The sequence below is a fragment of the Pectobacterium artocarpous genome, from assembly GCF_046159765.1.
In the GTDB taxonomy this organism is placed as follows: domain Bacteria; phylum Pseudomonadota; class Gammaproteobacteria; order Enterobacterales; family Enterobacteriaceae; genus Pectobacterium.
The window spans coordinates 1-14,820 of record NZ_JBJXVK010000043.1 but is presented as its reverse complement, the minus strand read 5'-3'; the positions used below and the strand labels follow the sequence as shown (position 1 = coordinate 14,820).

13 protein-coding genes, 1 tRNA gene and 4 pseudogenes are annotated in these 14,820 nt (G+C 49.5%); 16 read left to right on the top strand and 2 right to left on the bottom strand.

Annotated elements, in window-relative coordinates; genetic code table 11:
- The first annotated feature begins 62 nt into the window (after positions 1 to 62).
- The 5 genes and pseudogenes from ACKQAD_RS19880 to ACKQAD_RS19860 all read left to right on the top strand — a co-directional run.
- Positions 63 to 138, top strand: a tRNA-Trp gene (locus tag ACKQAD_RS19880).
- A 50-nt stretch (positions 139 to 188) separates the two neighbouring features.
- A pseudogene (locus tag ACKQAD_RS19875) lies at positions 189 to 595 on the top strand (substrate-binding domain-containing protein); the annotation flags it as partial.
- 178 nt (positions 596 to 773) lie between these two features.
- A pseudogene (locus tag ACKQAD_RS19870) lies at positions 774 to 1,545 on the top strand (ATP-binding cassette domain-containing protein); the annotation flags it as partial.
- A gap of 21 nt (positions 1,546 to 1,566) precedes the next feature.
- Positions 1,567 to 2,087 (top strand): annotated as a pseudogene (locus tag ACKQAD_RS19865) (ABC transporter permease); the annotation flags it as partial.
- Positions 2,087 to 2,418, top strand: a pseudogene (locus ACKQAD_RS19860) (ABC transporter permease family protein); the annotation flags it as partial. The pseudogenes ACKQAD_RS19865 and ACKQAD_RS19860, both read left to right, overlap by 1 nt.
- A 142-nt stretch (positions 2,419 to 2,560) precedes the next feature.
- Here the strand turns inward: ACKQAD_RS19860 and hdfR are convergent.
- Positions 2,561 to 3,388 carry an HTH-type transcriptional regulator HdfR gene (hdfR, locus tag ACKQAD_RS19855; RefSeq protein WP_409161700.1) on the bottom strand — a complete coding sequence of 276 codons (828 nt, stop codon included), beginning with the start codon at positions 3,386 to 3,388 and terminating at the stop codon, positions 2,561 to 2,563.
- Positions 3,389 to 3,508: 120 nt separating this feature from the next.
- Between hdfR and ACKQAD_RS19850 the strand changes: the two genes are divergently transcribed.
- Positions 3,509 to 3,847: a MaoP family protein gene (locus ACKQAD_RS19850; protein WP_102119500.1), complete on the top strand. Its 339-nt coding sequence runs from the start codon at positions 3,509 to 3,511 to the stop codon at positions 3,845 to 3,847.
- Positions 3,848 to 3,904: 57 nt separating this feature from the next.
- Here the strand turns inward: ACKQAD_RS19850 and ACKQAD_RS19845 are convergent, their stop codons facing one another.
- Entirely contained in the window at positions 3,905 to 5,431 is a 1,527-nt protein-coding gene (locus tag ACKQAD_RS19845) for a YifB family Mg chelatase-like AAA ATPase (RefSeq protein WP_409161699.1), read from the bottom strand.
- Positions 5,432 to 5,836: 405 nt separating this feature from the next.
- Between ACKQAD_RS19845 and ilvL the strand changes: the two genes are divergently transcribed.
- From ilvL to ACKQAD_RS19795, 10 genes are all read left to right on the top strand, one after another.
- On the top strand, positions 5,837 to 5,935 hold the full coding sequence (gene ilvL, locus ACKQAD_RS19840; protein ID WP_071531109.1) for an ilv operon leader peptide: 99 nt from the start codon (positions 5,837 to 5,839) through the stop codon (positions 5,933 to 5,935).
- Between the two features lie 140 nt (positions 5,936 to 6,075).
- Positions 6,076 to 7,722, top strand: coding sequence for an acetolactate synthase 2 catalytic subunit (ilvG, locus tag ACKQAD_RS19835; RefSeq protein ID WP_409161698.1), 1,647 nt, complete (start codon positions 6,076 to 6,078; stop codon positions 7,720 to 7,722).
- 38 nt (positions 7,723 to 7,760) lie between these two features.
- Entirely contained in the window at positions 7,761 to 8,021 is a 261-nt protein-coding gene (gene ilvM / locus ACKQAD_RS19830) for an acetolactate synthase 2 small subunit (protein WP_409161697.1), read from the top strand.
- Positions 8,022 to 8,048: 27 nt separating this feature from the next.
- Entirely contained in the window at positions 8,049 to 8,975 is a 927-nt protein-coding gene (locus tag ACKQAD_RS19825) for a branched-chain amino acid transaminase (RefSeq protein WP_409161696.1), read from the top strand.
- A 206-nt stretch (positions 8,976 to 9,181) separates the two neighbouring features.
- Complete coding sequence (gene ilvD, locus ACKQAD_RS19820; RefSeq protein WP_409161695.1) at positions 9,182 to 11,032, top strand: dihydroxy-acid dehydratase; 1,851 nt, start codon at positions 9,182 to 9,184, stop codon at positions 11,030 to 11,032.
- Positions 11,033 to 11,037: 5 nt separating this feature from the next.
- Positions 11,038 to 12,582: a threonine ammonia-lyase, biosynthetic gene (gene ilvA, locus ACKQAD_RS19815; protein WP_409161694.1), complete on the top strand. Its 1,545-nt coding sequence runs from the start codon at positions 11,038 to 11,040 to the stop codon at positions 12,580 to 12,582.
- Between the two features lie 293 nt (positions 12,583 to 12,875).
- Positions 12,876 to 13,085 carry a hypothetical protein gene (locus tag ACKQAD_RS19810; RefSeq protein ID WP_409161693.1) on the top strand — a complete coding sequence of 70 codons (210 nt, stop codon included), beginning with the start codon at positions 12,876 to 12,878 and terminating at the stop codon, positions 13,083 to 13,085.
- A 28-nt stretch (positions 13,086 to 13,113) separates the two neighbouring features.
- Positions 13,114 to 13,593: an Hcp family type VI secretion system effector gene (locus ACKQAD_RS19805; protein ID WP_409161692.1), complete on the top strand. Its 480-nt coding sequence runs from the start codon at positions 13,114 to 13,116 to the stop codon at positions 13,591 to 13,593.
- 142 nt (positions 13,594 to 13,735) lie between these two features.
- Complete coding sequence (locus ACKQAD_RS19800; protein WP_409161691.1) at positions 13,736 to 14,326, top strand: DUF8812 domain-containing protein; 591 nt, start codon at positions 13,736 to 13,738, stop codon at positions 14,324 to 14,326.
- Positions 14,323 to 14,763 carry a hypothetical protein gene (locus ACKQAD_RS19795; RefSeq protein WP_409161690.1) on the top strand — a complete coding sequence of 147 codons (441 nt, stop codon included), beginning with the start codon at positions 14,323 to 14,325 and terminating at the stop codon, positions 14,761 to 14,763. Before ACKQAD_RS19800 ends, ACKQAD_RS19795 begins: the two co-directional genes overlap by 4 nt.
- Positions 14,764 to 14,820 lie beyond the last annotated feature (57 nt).

Here is a 14,820-nt window from a genome sequence, read left to right as displayed (position 1 = left end):
AATACCTGCCTGTCACGCAGGGGGTCGCGGGTTCGAGCCCCGTCCGTTCCGCCACCCTATTTAGGGGCGTAGTTCAATTGGTAGAGCACCGGTCTCCAAAACCGGGTGTTGGGAGTTCGAGTCTCTCCGCCCCTGCCAGATAAAACCCTTCACGATAACGTGAAGGGTTTTTTTTGTCTGTCATTTATATTCGCTCACAATCAGGAGACTTCACCCGTAGTAAGGGTAAAGAGGTTATGGAGAGCTTTATTAAAGCTGAACAGAACGGAAAAATATCTGTGTGGTTTATGCACATAATCATGATATGGCCATAGGTGCTATTCAGGCAATTAAAGAAGCAGGTTTGAAACCTGGTTCACAGATAAAAGTTGTCTCCATTGATGGTGTCCCTGATATTTTCAAAGCAATGATGAATGGCGAAGCTAATGCTACCGTTGAATTAACGCCTAATATGGCTGGGCCTGCTTTTGATGCCTTATTAGCGATGAAGAAGGATGGCAAACAGCCTGAAAAGTTCATTCAAACAGAATCACGTTTATTACTGCCTGATACGGCAAAACAGGAATATGAAACCAAGAAAGATCTCGGTTATTGATATTTATATTATGGATTCATCGTTGATATAAATTTTGCCAAATACCTGGCAGACATATGAATATGGAAAAGTGGGTTTGCTATGTTTTCTGCACTGTTAAACTACGGGGCAGTGAATATTGCCAGCCTACTTTTCCATAATATTGCTCAGGTGTGGCGTAGCCTTGTTTCGTTGTCGCATAGGTGATGTTGATGGAAACGACACGGTTGTTAGATATTCGGGGCAGAGCGTTGAGTTTCCGGGGGTAAAAGCATTACATCAGGTGGACTTCACGTTCAATCGCGGCGAAATAGTCGCGCTATTAGGGGAGAATGGCGCAGGAAAATCGACGTTAATCAAGGCATTGACTGGCGTTTATCACCGTTCTTCGGGTGATATTATCCTCGATGGCATGGCGATTAATTCTGTTAATACTGCGCATGCTCAGTCATTGGGTATCGGAACCGTATATCAAGAGGTCAATTTATTACCAAATCTGTCCGTTGCGGCAAATTTATTCATTGGCCGGGAGCCCACGCGTTGGGGCATCATTGATCAACATAAAATCCTGCACCAGGCAGAAGCGATCTTATTGAATTATGGGTTGACGATTGATGTTTAGCCATCCGCTTGGCAATTACTCCATCGCAGTGGAGCAAATTGTCGCCATTGCCAGAGCTATCGATCTCTTTGCTAAAGTTTTAATTCTTGATGAACCTACCGCAAGCCTCGATGCAAAAGAAGTTGAGATGCTGCTGGATATATTGCGGAAATTGCGCGATCGCGCAATTGGCATGATATTCGTCACGCATTTTCTGGATCAGGTTTATTGCATTAGCGACAGAATTACCATTTTGCGTAATGGACGATTGGTGGGGACATTGCCGGTCAAGGAATTACTGCGTATCGAGTTAGTCCAAATGATGTTGGGGCACAGTTTTGATGAAACATTATTGAAGCGAGGTGAACATCGTGACGTTGCGGGTGACGCTGGGTTCGCTAAGTTGGGTAACGGAACCCTGTTCTATCTGCCTATGCCGGTGGTTATTGCCTGCGTGGTGTTGTTGGCTCTGTGGATTCTGACGTGTAAAAAGGCGCGTGGGCTATTTATCGAATCTGTCGGTATTAATCTGCGATCGGCTCGCAATGCTGGCGTGAGTACGACGCTGGTATTAATCGCGGCTTATGTCATTGCGGCGTGTGTGCCTCCGTAGCGGGCGTTATTGTAACGGCGGATATCCGTGGTGCGGATGCGAATAACGCTGGTCTCTGGTTGGAATTAGACGCGATTCTGGCCGTCGTGATTAGTGGCGGCTCTCTGCTCGGCGGCCGTTTTAACGTGCTGCTCTCTGTCGTTGGCGCATTGATTATCCAGAGTATGAATACCGGCATCCTGCTTTCAGGCTATCGGCCGGAATTTAATCTGGTCCTGAAGGCTCTCGTCGTTCTGCTCGTTTTGGTTATGCAATCACCGCGCATTTCTCTGCATCACCTCTTCAGGAGGAAAACATAATGTTGAAACACCACTTCCCCCTGCTGATGACGATCCTGATATTTATTGCTGGCTATTTATTCTGCCTCCGCTAGTTTCCCGGCTTTGCTTCGACACGAGTTTTCTTTGATTTACTGACGGATAATGCCTTTCTGGGGATCGTTGCGGTTGGGATGACGTTTGTCATTCTCTCAGGTGGAATCGACCTCTCTGTGGGTTCAGTCATTGCGTTTACCGGTGTGTTATTGGCCAAATTGATCGGCACGTACGGCATCGACCCTTTCTTGCGTTTACCATTGCTCTGGTGATGGGAGCGCTGTTTGGCGTCATGATTCAAGGGTTGATTCAAACGTATATCACGTTTGACGGCACCTTGAGCTCATGGTGGACAAAAATCGTCATTGGTTTCCTGCTGTTTGCTTTCATTGGGTTACAGAAAGCATTAAGCACTTCTGGTTAGCCAGACGTGTTTCGTGATTCATGAGAATGATGGGTCATGAATTAAGCAAAATAGGGGTTTTCAGCAACTGACGAATCATCGTCTGTTGATCGCTATTCTGTAACCAAACGGCATAAAACGGACGCACGACGGGTTGATTGTCGCCAACGGCCCGCAGAGTAGAATAGGTTTGTAGCCAGTGACTGGGTAAAAATGCGCAACCGCCAGTTGTTTCAAGCAGTTGTCGGGTTAAATGGGCCGATGTTGTTGTCAAAACGGGAAGCTGATCGCTGGCTAACAGGCGAGTTTCCTGCTGATGAAAGTCTGCGCCCCACTCCAATTTTATATAGGGTAGCTCCTGTCCTGGGGGATGTGTTGCTGCTGCAAACAGCGAAAGGGAGAAATTCCCCAGTAGCTGACTCGCCAACTCTTCCATTTTGGGAGGCTCGGTTGTTATCAAGAGATCCAGTTGACGCTCATGGAGTTGTTTTACCAGTGAATGGCGTAAGGCAATGCGTGCTTCTAGCTGGAGCAATGGGCGTTGTTGGTACAGCGATTGTAGCCAGGGGGTCAGATAGGCTTCCCATAATGACGCGGTTGCTCCCACCGAAAGCAGGCTGTGCTGTTGTGAGCGTGCGACCTCTTTTTTGGCGATCTGCCAGGTACCGATAAGGCTTTCTGCATAGGGCAGAAGACGTTCTCCTGCTGGGGTCAGGCGTATGTTGTTCCGATGGCGCGTGAACAGGTTAGCGCCAAGCTGCGTCTCTAACTGGCGAATCCGAAAACTCACTGCTGATTGCGTCAGATAGAGGGATTCGGCGGCACGGCCAAAGTGTCTTGTCCTGCTGACTTCCAGAAAGGTTTTTAGTAATTCGGTATCCACGCCCGTCTCCAAAAAAATTTTGTCGTAATGATTTAAATGTTTTGTTTTACACAATGTCAAGCCTATCTAATACTCCGCGCCATAAACAACACGACCATAGAAGAATTAGGAGCGTGTAAGATGGCAGAAAGCTTCTCTACCACTCATCGTTTTTTTGATAACAAGTTCTATCCGCGTGGTTTTTCCCGACATGGTGACTTTACGATTAAAGAAGCACAACTGTTGGAACGCCACGGTTACGCATTTAACGAGCTGGATTTGGGCAAACGTGAACCAGTGACTGAGGAAGAGACATCGTTTGTCGCAATGTGTCGCGGCGAGCGTAAAGCGGAAACGGAACTGGAAAAAATCTGGTCCAAATATCTGGATCGTATCCGTCGTCCTAAACGCTTCCATACGTTGTCTGGTGGTAAACCGCAGATGGATGCGGTGGAAGAATACACGGAAAGCGATGATTAATTAAGAATGGGGCGTTAGCCCCATTTTCTTTTGTGGTGAATATATCTAACGCTTCCACTATTCAAGACTTTTGTGGAGCTTGATGAGCAATCGGTCCATACAGCGATAGCTCAGCGCTTCGGCAAGATGTTTTCTCTCGATGTTGTCCCGATCGCCGAGGTCAGCGATTGTGCGTGCGACTTTCAATATTCGGTGCCAGGCGCGTACGGATAAGCCAAGCTTGTTCATCACCTCTTCCAGATAAGCCGCATCAGGTGCCTCTAACGCACAGTGTTTTTCTATTTCACGTGAGGTGAGTAGTGCGTTGATTTTATTTGCCCGCTTTAGCTGTATCTGCCGTGCGATCAGTACGCGCTCGCGAATCGTCGCGCTGCTTTCCCCCTGATAATGTTGCTGAGATAAAACCCCTGGTGGTAGTAAAGGAACTTCGATAGAAAGGTCAAAGCGATCCAAAAAGGGACCGGAAAGTTTGCTGAGGTAGCGCAGTATTTGTTGTGCTGGTAATCGGTTATGAATGCCCTGATAGTGGCCTGACGGGCTGGGGTTCATGGCCGCGACGAGTTGTACACGTGCCGGGTAGCACACTTTGGCGCGGGTGCGGGAAATGATAATTTCGCCAGATTCCAGAGGCTCCCGCAGCGAGTCCAGAACGCGTCGCTCAAACTCCGGTAATTCATCCAGAAACAGCACGCCGTTGTGGGCGAGCGAGATTTCTCCAGGTTTGGGGAGCGAACCGCCTCCGACGAGTGCCGCCATGGAGGAACTATGGTGAGGTGCTCGGAATGGCCTCGCTCGCCAGTGCGTCATGGTGGCATCGATGTTGATTAAGCTATTGATGGCGGCGCTTTCCAGTGCTTCTTCATCGCTTAGTGGTGGCATGAGATTGCCTAATCGACTCGCCAGCATGGTTTTCCCTGTACCCGGTGGCCCTAGCAAGAGCAGGTTGTGACCGCCTGCTGCGGCGATTTCCAACGCGCGTTTAGCCTGCTCCTGACCGATGATATCCTTTAGGTCGAGTGCATCTTCTTCTGCCTGCCACGTTGGTATGATGTCAGAGCAACTGAGTAGTTCCTCTTCTCCACGGAGGAAAGCACATACCTGCAACAGGTGTCCGGCCATGAGTGCTTCCCCCTGTGGTATCAGCGTCATCTCCCGTTTATTGTCATCAGGCAGGATAAGCTGGCGGCCTGATTTTATGGCTTCCAGTGCGGCTGGAATTGCACCATTAACGCCTCTTAACGTGCCAGACAGGCCGAGTTCACCGAGAAACTCATAGCGGCTTAGCTTTTCACCCTCAATTTGTTCTGATGCGGCCAGAATCGCCAGAGCAATAGGGAGATCGTAGCGTCCGCCTTCCTTTGGCAGGTCTGCGGGGGCGAGATTGACCGTGATGCGCTTTGCTGGAAAGGTAAATCCGCAATTGATGAGGGCACTGCGCACGCGATCGCGCGCTTCCTTAACGGTGGTTTCTGGTAAGCCCACCAGTGTTAGGGCGGGTAGCCCGCTGCTGATATGAACTTCGATGTAAACGTCCGGCGCTTGTACGCCAATCATTGCCCGAGTATAGGTAACTGCCAATGACATGCTATTTCCCCTCTGATAAGGATTTGCATCATGTCTTGCAAAGGCGCAGAAGTAGAGGTCGTTGTCACTAGTCTGCGTGGCAGCGTCAGAACATAATTCTCTGTTTCAACCATGGATAAAATTTGTGCGACATACGCCGCAATGGTTTAGGGTGAGCGACCCCCTCACATTCCTTGACGGTTGGCCTGCCCGCTTCAATTTGTACGGTTTACCGCGCGGTGATCATTTTTTAGCCAGAGAGTGAAAATAATTTTCTGCACTTCTACCTTATGATTACGTTGTGTTTTTTCCTGTATCATAGGGAATTCTTACGGGTAGTGATGAAAAAAAGTTGTTGTCACGCCCTGTCTGACTGTGATAACTCTGTAGGCATTCGTTCGACAGAAGATTAATGAACAACCTATTATGAAAGCCCTATCCCTAGTGATTAGCCTAGTCGTGATTAGCGTGGTGGTGATTATTATCCCACCGTGCGGGGCTGCACTTGGACGAAGAATGGCTTAAAAATCAAGGCCTAATTCAAGAAAACCCCCGCACCGAAAGGTCGGGGGTTTTTTGTTGGGCGTAATCTATAACGGAAAGGAACAGGAAATGAACATTAGCATGAAATTCTGTTATTCCCATAAGATGTCGGGGAAATAACTATGAATGGAGCGCAGTGGGTGGTACAAGCGTTGCGAGCGCAGGGAGTGGACACCGTATTTGGGTATCCAGGTGGCGCGATAATGCCCGTCTATGATGCACTTTACGACGGCGGCGTTAAACACCTGCTGTGTCGCCATGAGCAAGGCGCGGTGATGGCGGCGATAGGTTATGCTCGCTCTACGGGGAACGTGGGGGTCTGCATTGCGACTTCTGGCCCTGGAGCAACAAATCTGATCACCGGTTTGGCCGATGCGCTACTGGATTCTGTACCTGTGGTGGCGATCACCGGACAGGTCGGATCGGCACTGATTGGCACCGATGCTTTCCAGGAAATCGACGTGCTGGGGCTGTCGCTGGCCTGTACGAAACACAGTTTTCTGATTGAATCGCTCGAATCATTGCCGGACGTGATGGCAGAAGCGTTCGCCATCGCCAATAGCGGTCGTCCTGGCCCTGTTTTGGTTGATATTCCTAAAGATATACAGCTTGCTATGGGCGACTTCACCCCGAATTTTGCGCCAGTGGCTAATGATGTCGATTTCCCCGAACAGGATATTGCACAGGCGCACGCTCTGTTGGCGAAAGCCCAAAAACCGGTGCTGTACGTTGGCGGCGGAGTCGGTATGGCGAATGCGGTTCCTGCACTGCGTGAATTTCTGAGTGTGACGGATATCCCTTCCGTTTCGACGCTGAAAGGCTTGGGTGCCGTGGATGCCAATCATCCCTATTACCTCGGTATGATTGGTATGCACGGCACGAAGGCGGCGAACCTGATTGTGCAGGAATGCGATCTGTTAATCGCCGTCGGGGCACGTTTTGATGACCGCGTGACGGGCAAGTTGAATGCCTTCGCCCCTCACGCCAGCGTGATTCACATGGATATCGATCCGGCGGAACTGAGTAAATTGCGTCATGCCAATGTAGCACTGCAAGGCGATTTGAATACGATATTACCTGCGTTGCAACAACCGCTGAATGTCAGCGCCTGGCGCCAGCAGGCAACGATGATGAAGGCGGAATATCCGTGGCGTTATGACCATCCTGGCCAGGCGATTTATGCCCCCGCGTTGCTAAAGGCCATCTCCGAACGAATGGATGCCGATACCGTGGTGACGACCGATGTGGGTCAGCACCAAATGTGGGCTGCACAGCACATGACGTTCACTCGACCTGAGAATTTCATCACGTCCAGCGGCCTTGGCACGATGGGCTTCGGCGTACCCGCGGCGGTAGGCGCACAGGTGGCGCGCCCAGACGACATGGTTATCTGTATTTCGGGTGACGGTTCTTTCATGATGAACGTTCAGGAATTGGGCACTATCAAACGAAAACGGCTGCCGCTGAAGATCGTGTTGCTGGATAACCAACGGTTGGGCATGGTACGCCAGTGGCAGCAGTTATTTTTTGATGAACGCTATAGTGAAACCGACCTCTCCGATAACCCTGATTTCCTGACGCTGGCAAGCGCATTTGATATCCCCGGCCAGCGCATCACCCGTAAAGATCAAATTGATACCGCGCTGGATGCGTTGTTTAACAGCGAAGGACCCTATTTACTGCATGTATCGATCGATGAATATGAAAACGTCTGGCCGCTGGTTCCGCCGGGTGCGGGTAACGAAACGATGCTTGATAAAATCAATTAATGGCTGACATACACAGAATAAGCGCCGGAGACAACAGAATGACACACCATCAACTTTCGATTCAGGCACGCTTTCGTCCCGAGGTTCTGGAGCGTGTATTGCGTGTTACCCGCCATCGCGGTTTCAAAGTTTGCGCCATGAATATGGTACAAACCACCAATGCCGAGCACATTAATATTGAACTGACCGTTGCCAGCCATCGTTCGGTGGATTTATTGTCAACACAATTAAGTAAGCTGTTGGACATCGCCTGTGTTGACATTCAGCCAGCGACAACATCGCAGCAGATCAGCGCATAACGCATAAAAAGAGTAAGGAAAAAAAGAATGACAAAAAAAGCGGACTACATTTGGTTCAATGGCGAGATGGTTCCATGGGCTGAAGCAAAAGTACACGTAATGTCGCATGCCTTGCACTATGGCACCTCCGTCTTTGAAGGTGTTCGTTGCTACAATTCACACAAGGGTCCAGTGGTTTTTCGCCACCGTGAACACATGCAGCGCTTGCATGATTCGGCAAAAATTTATCGTATGCCGGTCGAGCAGAGCGTGGATGCGTTGATGGAAGCCTGCCGTGAAACGCTGCGTAAAAATAATCTGACTAGCGCCTATATTCGCCCGCTGGTGTTCGTTGGTGATGTCGGTATGGGTGTGAATCCGCCTGATGGTTACAAAACCGATGTGATCATCGCGGCGTTCCCATGGGGCGCGTATCTGGGTGAAGAAGCGCTGGAAGCTGGTATTGATGCCATGGTGTCCTCTTGGAATCGTGCGGCAGCGAATACCATTCCAACGGCGGCTAAAGCGGGCGGTAACTATCTGTCCTCTTTGCTAGTGGGCAGCGAAGCTCGCCGTCATGGTTATCAGGAAGGGATTGCGCTGGATGTTCACGGCTATGTATCTGAAGGTGCAGGTGAGAACCTGTTTGAAGTGAAGGGCGGAGTGATCTTCACTCCACCGTTTACCTCTTCGGCGCTGCCGGGTATTACGCGTGATGCCATCATCAAGCTGGCGAAAGAGGCAGGGTATGAAGTGCGTGAGCAAGTGCTGTCCCGCGAGTCACTGTATCTGGCGGACGAAGTGTTCATGTCCGGCACGGCGGCAGAAATTACCCCTGTGCGTAGTGTAGACGGTATTCAGGTCGGCATTGGCAAACGCGGCCCAGTCACCAAAGCCTTGCAGCAGGCGTTCTTTGGCCTCTTCACCGGGGAAACCGAAGACAAATGGGGCTGGTTGGATCCAGTAAATAATTAAATGATATGCCCTACATAGTTCGAGCAGCAGAACGGGTCGGCTAAACCGATTTGGATGCCACTTACCGCGGCCTGCCAACGCGAAGTTCAGCGATGTGTCCATCATTGGCAACGCACATGGTGCTTGAAATATAACGGGTATAGAGACAATCAGGCGGTGACGTGTTCCATCATCGCCACATTCGTAATTATTGGAGTAATAAGAGCATGCCTAAGTATCGTTCAGCCACCACTACGCACGGCCGTAATATGGCCGGTGCCCGAGCCCTGTGGCGCGCAACGGGAATGACCGACAATGATTTTGGTAAACCGATTATCGCGGTGGTCAACTCTTTCACCCAATTCGTGCCCGGCCATGTGCACTTGCGCGATTTGGGTAAACTGGTTGCCGAGCAGATTGAAGCTTCTGGTGGTGTTGCGAAAGAATTCAACACCATTGCGGTAGATGATGGTATCGCGATGGGACACGGCGGCATGCTCTATTCCCTGCCGTCCCGTGAACTGATTGCTGACTCGGTAGAATACATGGTGAATGCACACTGTGCAGATGCCATGGTGTGTATCTCCAACTGCGACAAAATCACCCCTGGGATGTTGATGGCGTCGCTGCGTTTGAATATTCCGGTGATTTTCGTTTCCGGTGGCCCGATGGAAGCGGGGAAAACCAAATTGTCCGATCAGATCATCAAGCTGGATCTGGTGGATGCGATGATTCAAGGCGCAGACCCGAAAGTCTCCGATCAGCAGAGCGAGCAGGTGGAGCGCTCCGCCTGTCCGACCTGTGGTTCCTGTTCCGGTATGTTTACGGCTAACTCGATGAACTGCCTGACCGAAGCGCTGGGCCTGTCTCAGCCGGGCAACGGTTCACTGCTGGCGACACACGCCGACCGTAAACAACTGTTCCTTAACGCTGGCGAACGTATTGTGGGTCTGGCGAAACGTTATTACGAGCAGGATGATGCAAGCGTATTGCCGCGTAGCATCGCCAATAAAGCTGCCTTTGAAAACGCCATGATTCTGGATATCGCGATGGGCGGCTCCACCAATACCGTTCTGCACCTGCTAGCTGCGGCGCAGGAAGGTGAAGTGGACTTCACCATGACCGATATCGATCGGCTGTCACGTCAGGTTCCCCATCTGTGTAAGGTGGCGCCGAGTACGCAGAAATACCATATGGAAGACGTACACCGCGCTGGTGGCGTGATCGGGATTCTGGGCGAGTTGGACAGAGCCGGTCTGCTAAACCGTGAAGTGCGTAACGTGTTGGGTAAAACGTTGCCAGAAACGCTGGAAGCCTACGACGTCATGCTGACGCAGGATGAAAGCGTGAAAAGCATGTATGCCGCTGGTCCGGCAGGTATCCGTACGACACAGGCATTCTCGCAGAATTGCCGCTGGGATTCATTAGATACCGATCGTCAGGAAGGCTGTATTCGCTCTCGCGAGTTTGCCTACAGTCAGGACGGTGGTCTGGCTGTGCTGTACGGCAATTTGGCAGAGAATGGCTGTATCGTAAAAACCGCTGGCGTGGATGAAGGCAGTCTTGTATTCCGCGGTCCGGCGAAAGTTTATGAAAGTCAGGATGATGCCGTAGACGCCATTCTGGGCGGTAAAGTGGTGGCGGGTGATGTGGTTGTTATCCGTTACGAAGGGCCGAAAGGCGGGCCAGGTATGCAGGAAATGCTGTATCCGACCACGTACCTGAAATCGATGGGGCTGGGTAAAAGCTGTGCGCTGATCACCGACGGACGTTTCTCTGGCGGCACCTCGGGTTTATCTATCGGCCATGCCTCTCCTGAGGCGGCCAGCGGCGGCACCATTGCACTGGTACAAGACGGTGACACGATCGCGATTGATATCCCGAACCGCAGTATTGCGCTGGTGTTAGATGACAATGCGTTAGCGAGCCGCCGCGCAGCGGAAGAGGCGAGAGGCGAACAGGCCTGGACGCCACACAATCGTGAACGTCAGGTCTCTTTTGCGCTGCGTGCGTATGCCAGCCTGGCAACCAGTGCGGATAAAGGCGCGGTACGGGATAAAAGCAAGCTGGGAGGCTAATGCTGATGGCTGTATCACAACCTCTTCCTGCCGCGCCGGGAGGCGCGGAGTACCTGCGAGCGATTTTGCGCTCGCCTGTGTATGAAGTTACTCAGGTTACACCGCTGGAGAAGATGGATAAGATCTCTTCGCGGCTGGGTAATGTCATTCTGGTAAAACGCGAAGACAGGCACGCGGTGCACAGCTTCAAGCTGCGCGGCGCGTACGCGATGATGGCTGGGTTGAGCGATGAGCAGAAGTCGCATGGCGTAGTGACGGCATCCGCCGGTAACCACGCGCAAGGCGTAGCGCTCTCTTCCAGCAAGTTGGGCATTAAATCGTTGATTGTCATGCCGGTGGCGACGGCTGACATCAAGGTAGATGCGGTGCGCGGTTTTGGCGGCGAAGTACTGCTGTACGGCGCTAACTTTGATGAAGCCAAGGCCAAGGCGATTGAACTGTCACAGCAGCAGAGAATGACGTTTCTGCCACCGTTCGATCACCCCGCGGTAATTGCGGGACAAGGCACGCTGGCATTGGAACTGCTACAGCAAGATGCTCATCTGGATCGCGTGTTTGTGCCCGTCGGTGGTGGTGGTCTGGCGGCAGGTGTTGCGGTATTGATCAAACAGCTGATGCCACAGATTCAGGTGATCGGTGTGGAAGCGGAAGATTCCGCCTGTCTGCGCGCGGCGCTGGATGCCGGGCAACCGGTCGATCTGCCGCGTGTCGGGCTATTTGCCGAAGGTGTCGCGGTGAAGTGCATCGGCGATGAAACGTTCCGTCTGTGCCGGGAATATCTGGATGACGTGATTACCGTCGACAGCGACGCCATCTGTGCGGCAGTGAAAGATCTGTTCGAAGATGTCCGCGCGATTGCTGAACCGTCCGGCGCGCTGGCATTGGCAGGAATGAAAAAGTACATCCAGCAGCATCAGATTCAGGGTGAGCGTCTGGCGCATATTTTGTCCGGTGCGAACGTTAACTTCCACGGGTTACGCTATGTTTCCGAACGTTGCGAGCTGGGGGAACAGCGTGAAGCCTTGCTGGCTGTGACAATCCCCGAGAGACAGGGTAGTTTCCTGAAGTTTTGCCAACTGCTGGGCGGCCGCTCCGTTACCGAGTTTAACTATCGCTACGCGGATGCTAAAGACGCCTGCATTTTTGTCGGTGTGCGCTTGACGCGTGGCTATGCGGAGCGGCAGGAGATCATCGCGGAGCTATCTGCGGACGGTTATGAAGTGGTGGATTTGTCCGATGATGAAATGGCGAAGCTGCACGTTCGCTATATGGTCGGCGGACGCCCTTCCAAACCGCTCCAGGAACGGCTTTATAGCTTCGAGTTCCCTGAGTCACCGGGGGCGTTACTGAAATTCCTGCATACGCTGGGGACGCACTGGAATATTTCGCTGTTCCATTACCGCAGTCACGGTACGGATTTTGGCCGCGTGCTGGCCGCGTTCGAGCTGGAGGCGGGCGATCGGGAATTCGAGCAGCACTTACAGGCGCTGGGCTATGAATGCCACGACGAAACCAATAACCCGGCGTTCCGCTTCTTTTTGGCGGGTTAAGCGCTGAGTTTTCTCTTAACGCCGCTGATGGTGTTTCGCCGTTGGCGGCGTTATCTTTATGTCATCTGATAGCAACAGGGATGGCATTTCTTTATGGCAACGCAATTCACCGGTTTTTCTCAAGCGAGTTTAACGTTTCTTCAGTAGTGCCTGAAAGTGCTGTTGGATAAATCTAATTGCAGTGTGTTATTAATTTAAAATAAATTATTCATTTTTCTAATTTCTTTTCATATTGATTATTATTATTTTCTAGGTTAGGTTGGTGAAAGTGTAATAACACATGGAAACCTAGTATGGGAAATAAAGGAAAACTTGCCGTTCAGTTAAATGAACAATTAAAAAGTAGCCTTATTAATAGTTCGCTACCTCCTGAAGAAATACTCGCATTGATGATGAAGCTATGCCTTTCTCTGGTGCAGGTGACTCAACGTATTCTGGTGGAAATGAAGACGTCAGATGGGCGAAAACTTTCACTCAGGCTTAATACACCATCAGTGCATTGATCATATTTATTCTTAGAGGCAGCTAAAGATGTCGAGTATTATCTATTTAGAGTTGACGGGTGATAAGCAAGGATTAATTTCTTCTGGCTGTTCAACATTACAGTCGATTGGTAATAGAAGCCAAATGGGTCATGAAGATCAAATTCAAGTATTAAGTTTAAACCATTCAATGAGTCATGATGATAATCTATCTTGCCATCCCGTTGAAATAATTAAACTTATCGATAAGTCGTCACCGTTGCTTGGTGTTTCTACCTCTTCCAATGAAAAGTTAAGTGCAAATTTCTTTTTGTATAGAATAAATACCGCTGGGCAATTAGAGTTGTTTTATGTCATTAAATTAACAGATGCGCGCATTGTTGATATTTCTTGTAGTTATCCACATTCGATTAATGACAATGATGTAATGCCATATGAGAAAGTTTTATTAAAATATAATTCCATATCATGGGAGCACAAAACTGCGGGAACATCAGGTTATAGTATCTGGAATGATAGTGGTATTTAATTTTATTTGTTAATAAAACATACAGCCATTGGTAATTATGTCATTTATGGCTGATTTTATTAACTAGTTCATCACAAACTTAAAGATATGCTAATTAACTTCGCACATTGATGATTCGTATTAATGAAAAGGAACTTAATCAATGCTAAGAGTACCTCAAGGACAAATAACCTTTGATGGCGAAGGGAATGATATGCCTAATAGTCGTGATTTTAGCCGAATCATTCACTGGCCAGGAAATGATAAATCTGGTGTGACATTGGGTCGAGGCTATGATATGGGGAAGAGAACCAAAGGCGAAATTTATTCGGATATGCTCAGAATTGGTATTGGTAGTGAAAAAGCGAGTTTAATAGCGACGGGGGCTGGGCTAAAAGGCGCGGCGGCAGCCCTTTTTGTCAAAGAATACAAAACGAAAATAGGAACAATTACGCACCAACAGCAGGTGACATTGTTTAATATGGTTTATGGTGGGTATATCGAAATAGCGAAAAAACGATACGCAAGTTATTCCGCTGATGTACCGGGTAGAGTGAATTGGGATGAGCTTCATCCTGCTATAAGAGATATTCTGGTGGATCTTGCCTATCAAGGGATAAGAGGGGAGACGACTATCCCTATCGCCGCAAAGAATGACATCGACCTCTTAATAAAGAAAATAGAGAGTGATGCTTATTTGTTAAAGTTTGAGGCTGGAAGAAATCGAGCGGGTTATTTAAGGATGAAAAAATGAAAAATATCTATTTATGTATGTTGATACTATTTGCTGTGAACGGTATATCTCCTGCATTTAGTGAAATTTATTTGAGTAAGCTGGAGTTAATGGAAAAAACGTTATGTAAAGATATAATGAAAGGCGAGAGCTATCATGAAGTGTATATTTGCACTGACCGAATGCTTGCTGATTCTAGAGAGAAATTAGAACAAAAAAATAAAGAAGCAATAAACTTTCTATCCAAACTTATAACTATGGAAGATGAGGAAGATGCAGTTAAGCTTTTCAAAGCAGATCAAGCCGCGTGGGAAAATTATGTCGTCCATCGTTGTGCATATAAGGGACACCCGTTCGAAAAAGATAGCCCCGTTTATTTATCAAATAAAGATCTTTGCGAGGCGGTAGAAAACTACAGACGGATCGAGTCGCTAGACGGTGAGCTCAATATCCCTTAATACGACCCTGTAAATAATTCTGTGTAATTGCCATCCGATTAAAGGTGGTCGCTCAGG

Bases quoted from the DNA above. Each gene is read 5' to 3' on its own strand.
- ilvG (WP_409161698.1), top strand. From the start codon at position 6,076: ATGAATGGAGCGCAGTGGGTGGTACAAGCGTTGCGAGCGCAGGGAGTG.
- ilvM (WP_409161697.1), top strand. From the start codon at position 7,761: ATGACACACCATCAACTTTCGATTCAGGCACGCTTTCGTCCCGAGGTT.
- ilvA (WP_409161694.1), top strand. From the start codon at position 11,038: ATGGCTGTATCACAACCTCTTCCTGCCGCGCCGGGAGGCGCGGAGTAC.
- ACKQAD_RS19850 (WP_102119500.1), top strand. From the start codon at position 3,509: ATGGCAGAAAGCTTCTCTACCACTCATCGTTTTTTTGATAACAAGTTC.
- ACKQAD_RS19800 (WP_409161691.1), top strand. From the start codon at position 13,736: ATGCTAAGAGTACCTCAAGGACAAATAACCTTTGATGGCGAAGGGAAT.
- ACKQAD_RS19845 (WP_409161699.1), bottom strand. From the start codon at position 5,431: ATGTCATTGGCAGTTACCTATACTCGGGCAATGATTGGCGTACAAGCG.
- ACKQAD_RS19805 (WP_409161692.1), top strand. From the start codon at position 13,114: ATGTCGAGTATTATCTATTTAGAGTTGACGGGTGATAAGCAAGGATTA.
- ilvL (WP_071531109.1), top strand. From the start codon at position 5,837: ATGAAAGCCCTATCCCTAGTGATTAGCCTAGTCGTGATTAGCGTGGTG.
- ACKQAD_RS19795 (WP_409161690.1), top strand. From the start codon at position 14,323: ATGAAAAATATCTATTTATGTATGTTGATACTATTTGCTGTGAACGGT.
- ACKQAD_RS19825 (WP_409161696.1), top strand. From the start codon at position 8,049: ATGACAAAAAAAGCGGACTACATTTGGTTCAATGGCGAGATGGTTCCA.
- ilvD (WP_409161695.1), top strand. From the start codon at position 9,182: ATGCCTAAGTATCGTTCAGCCACCACTACGCACGGCCGTAATATGGCC.
- ACKQAD_RS19810 (WP_409161693.1), top strand. From the start codon at position 12,876: ATGGGAAATAAAGGAAAACTTGCCGTTCAGTTAAATGAACAATTAAAA.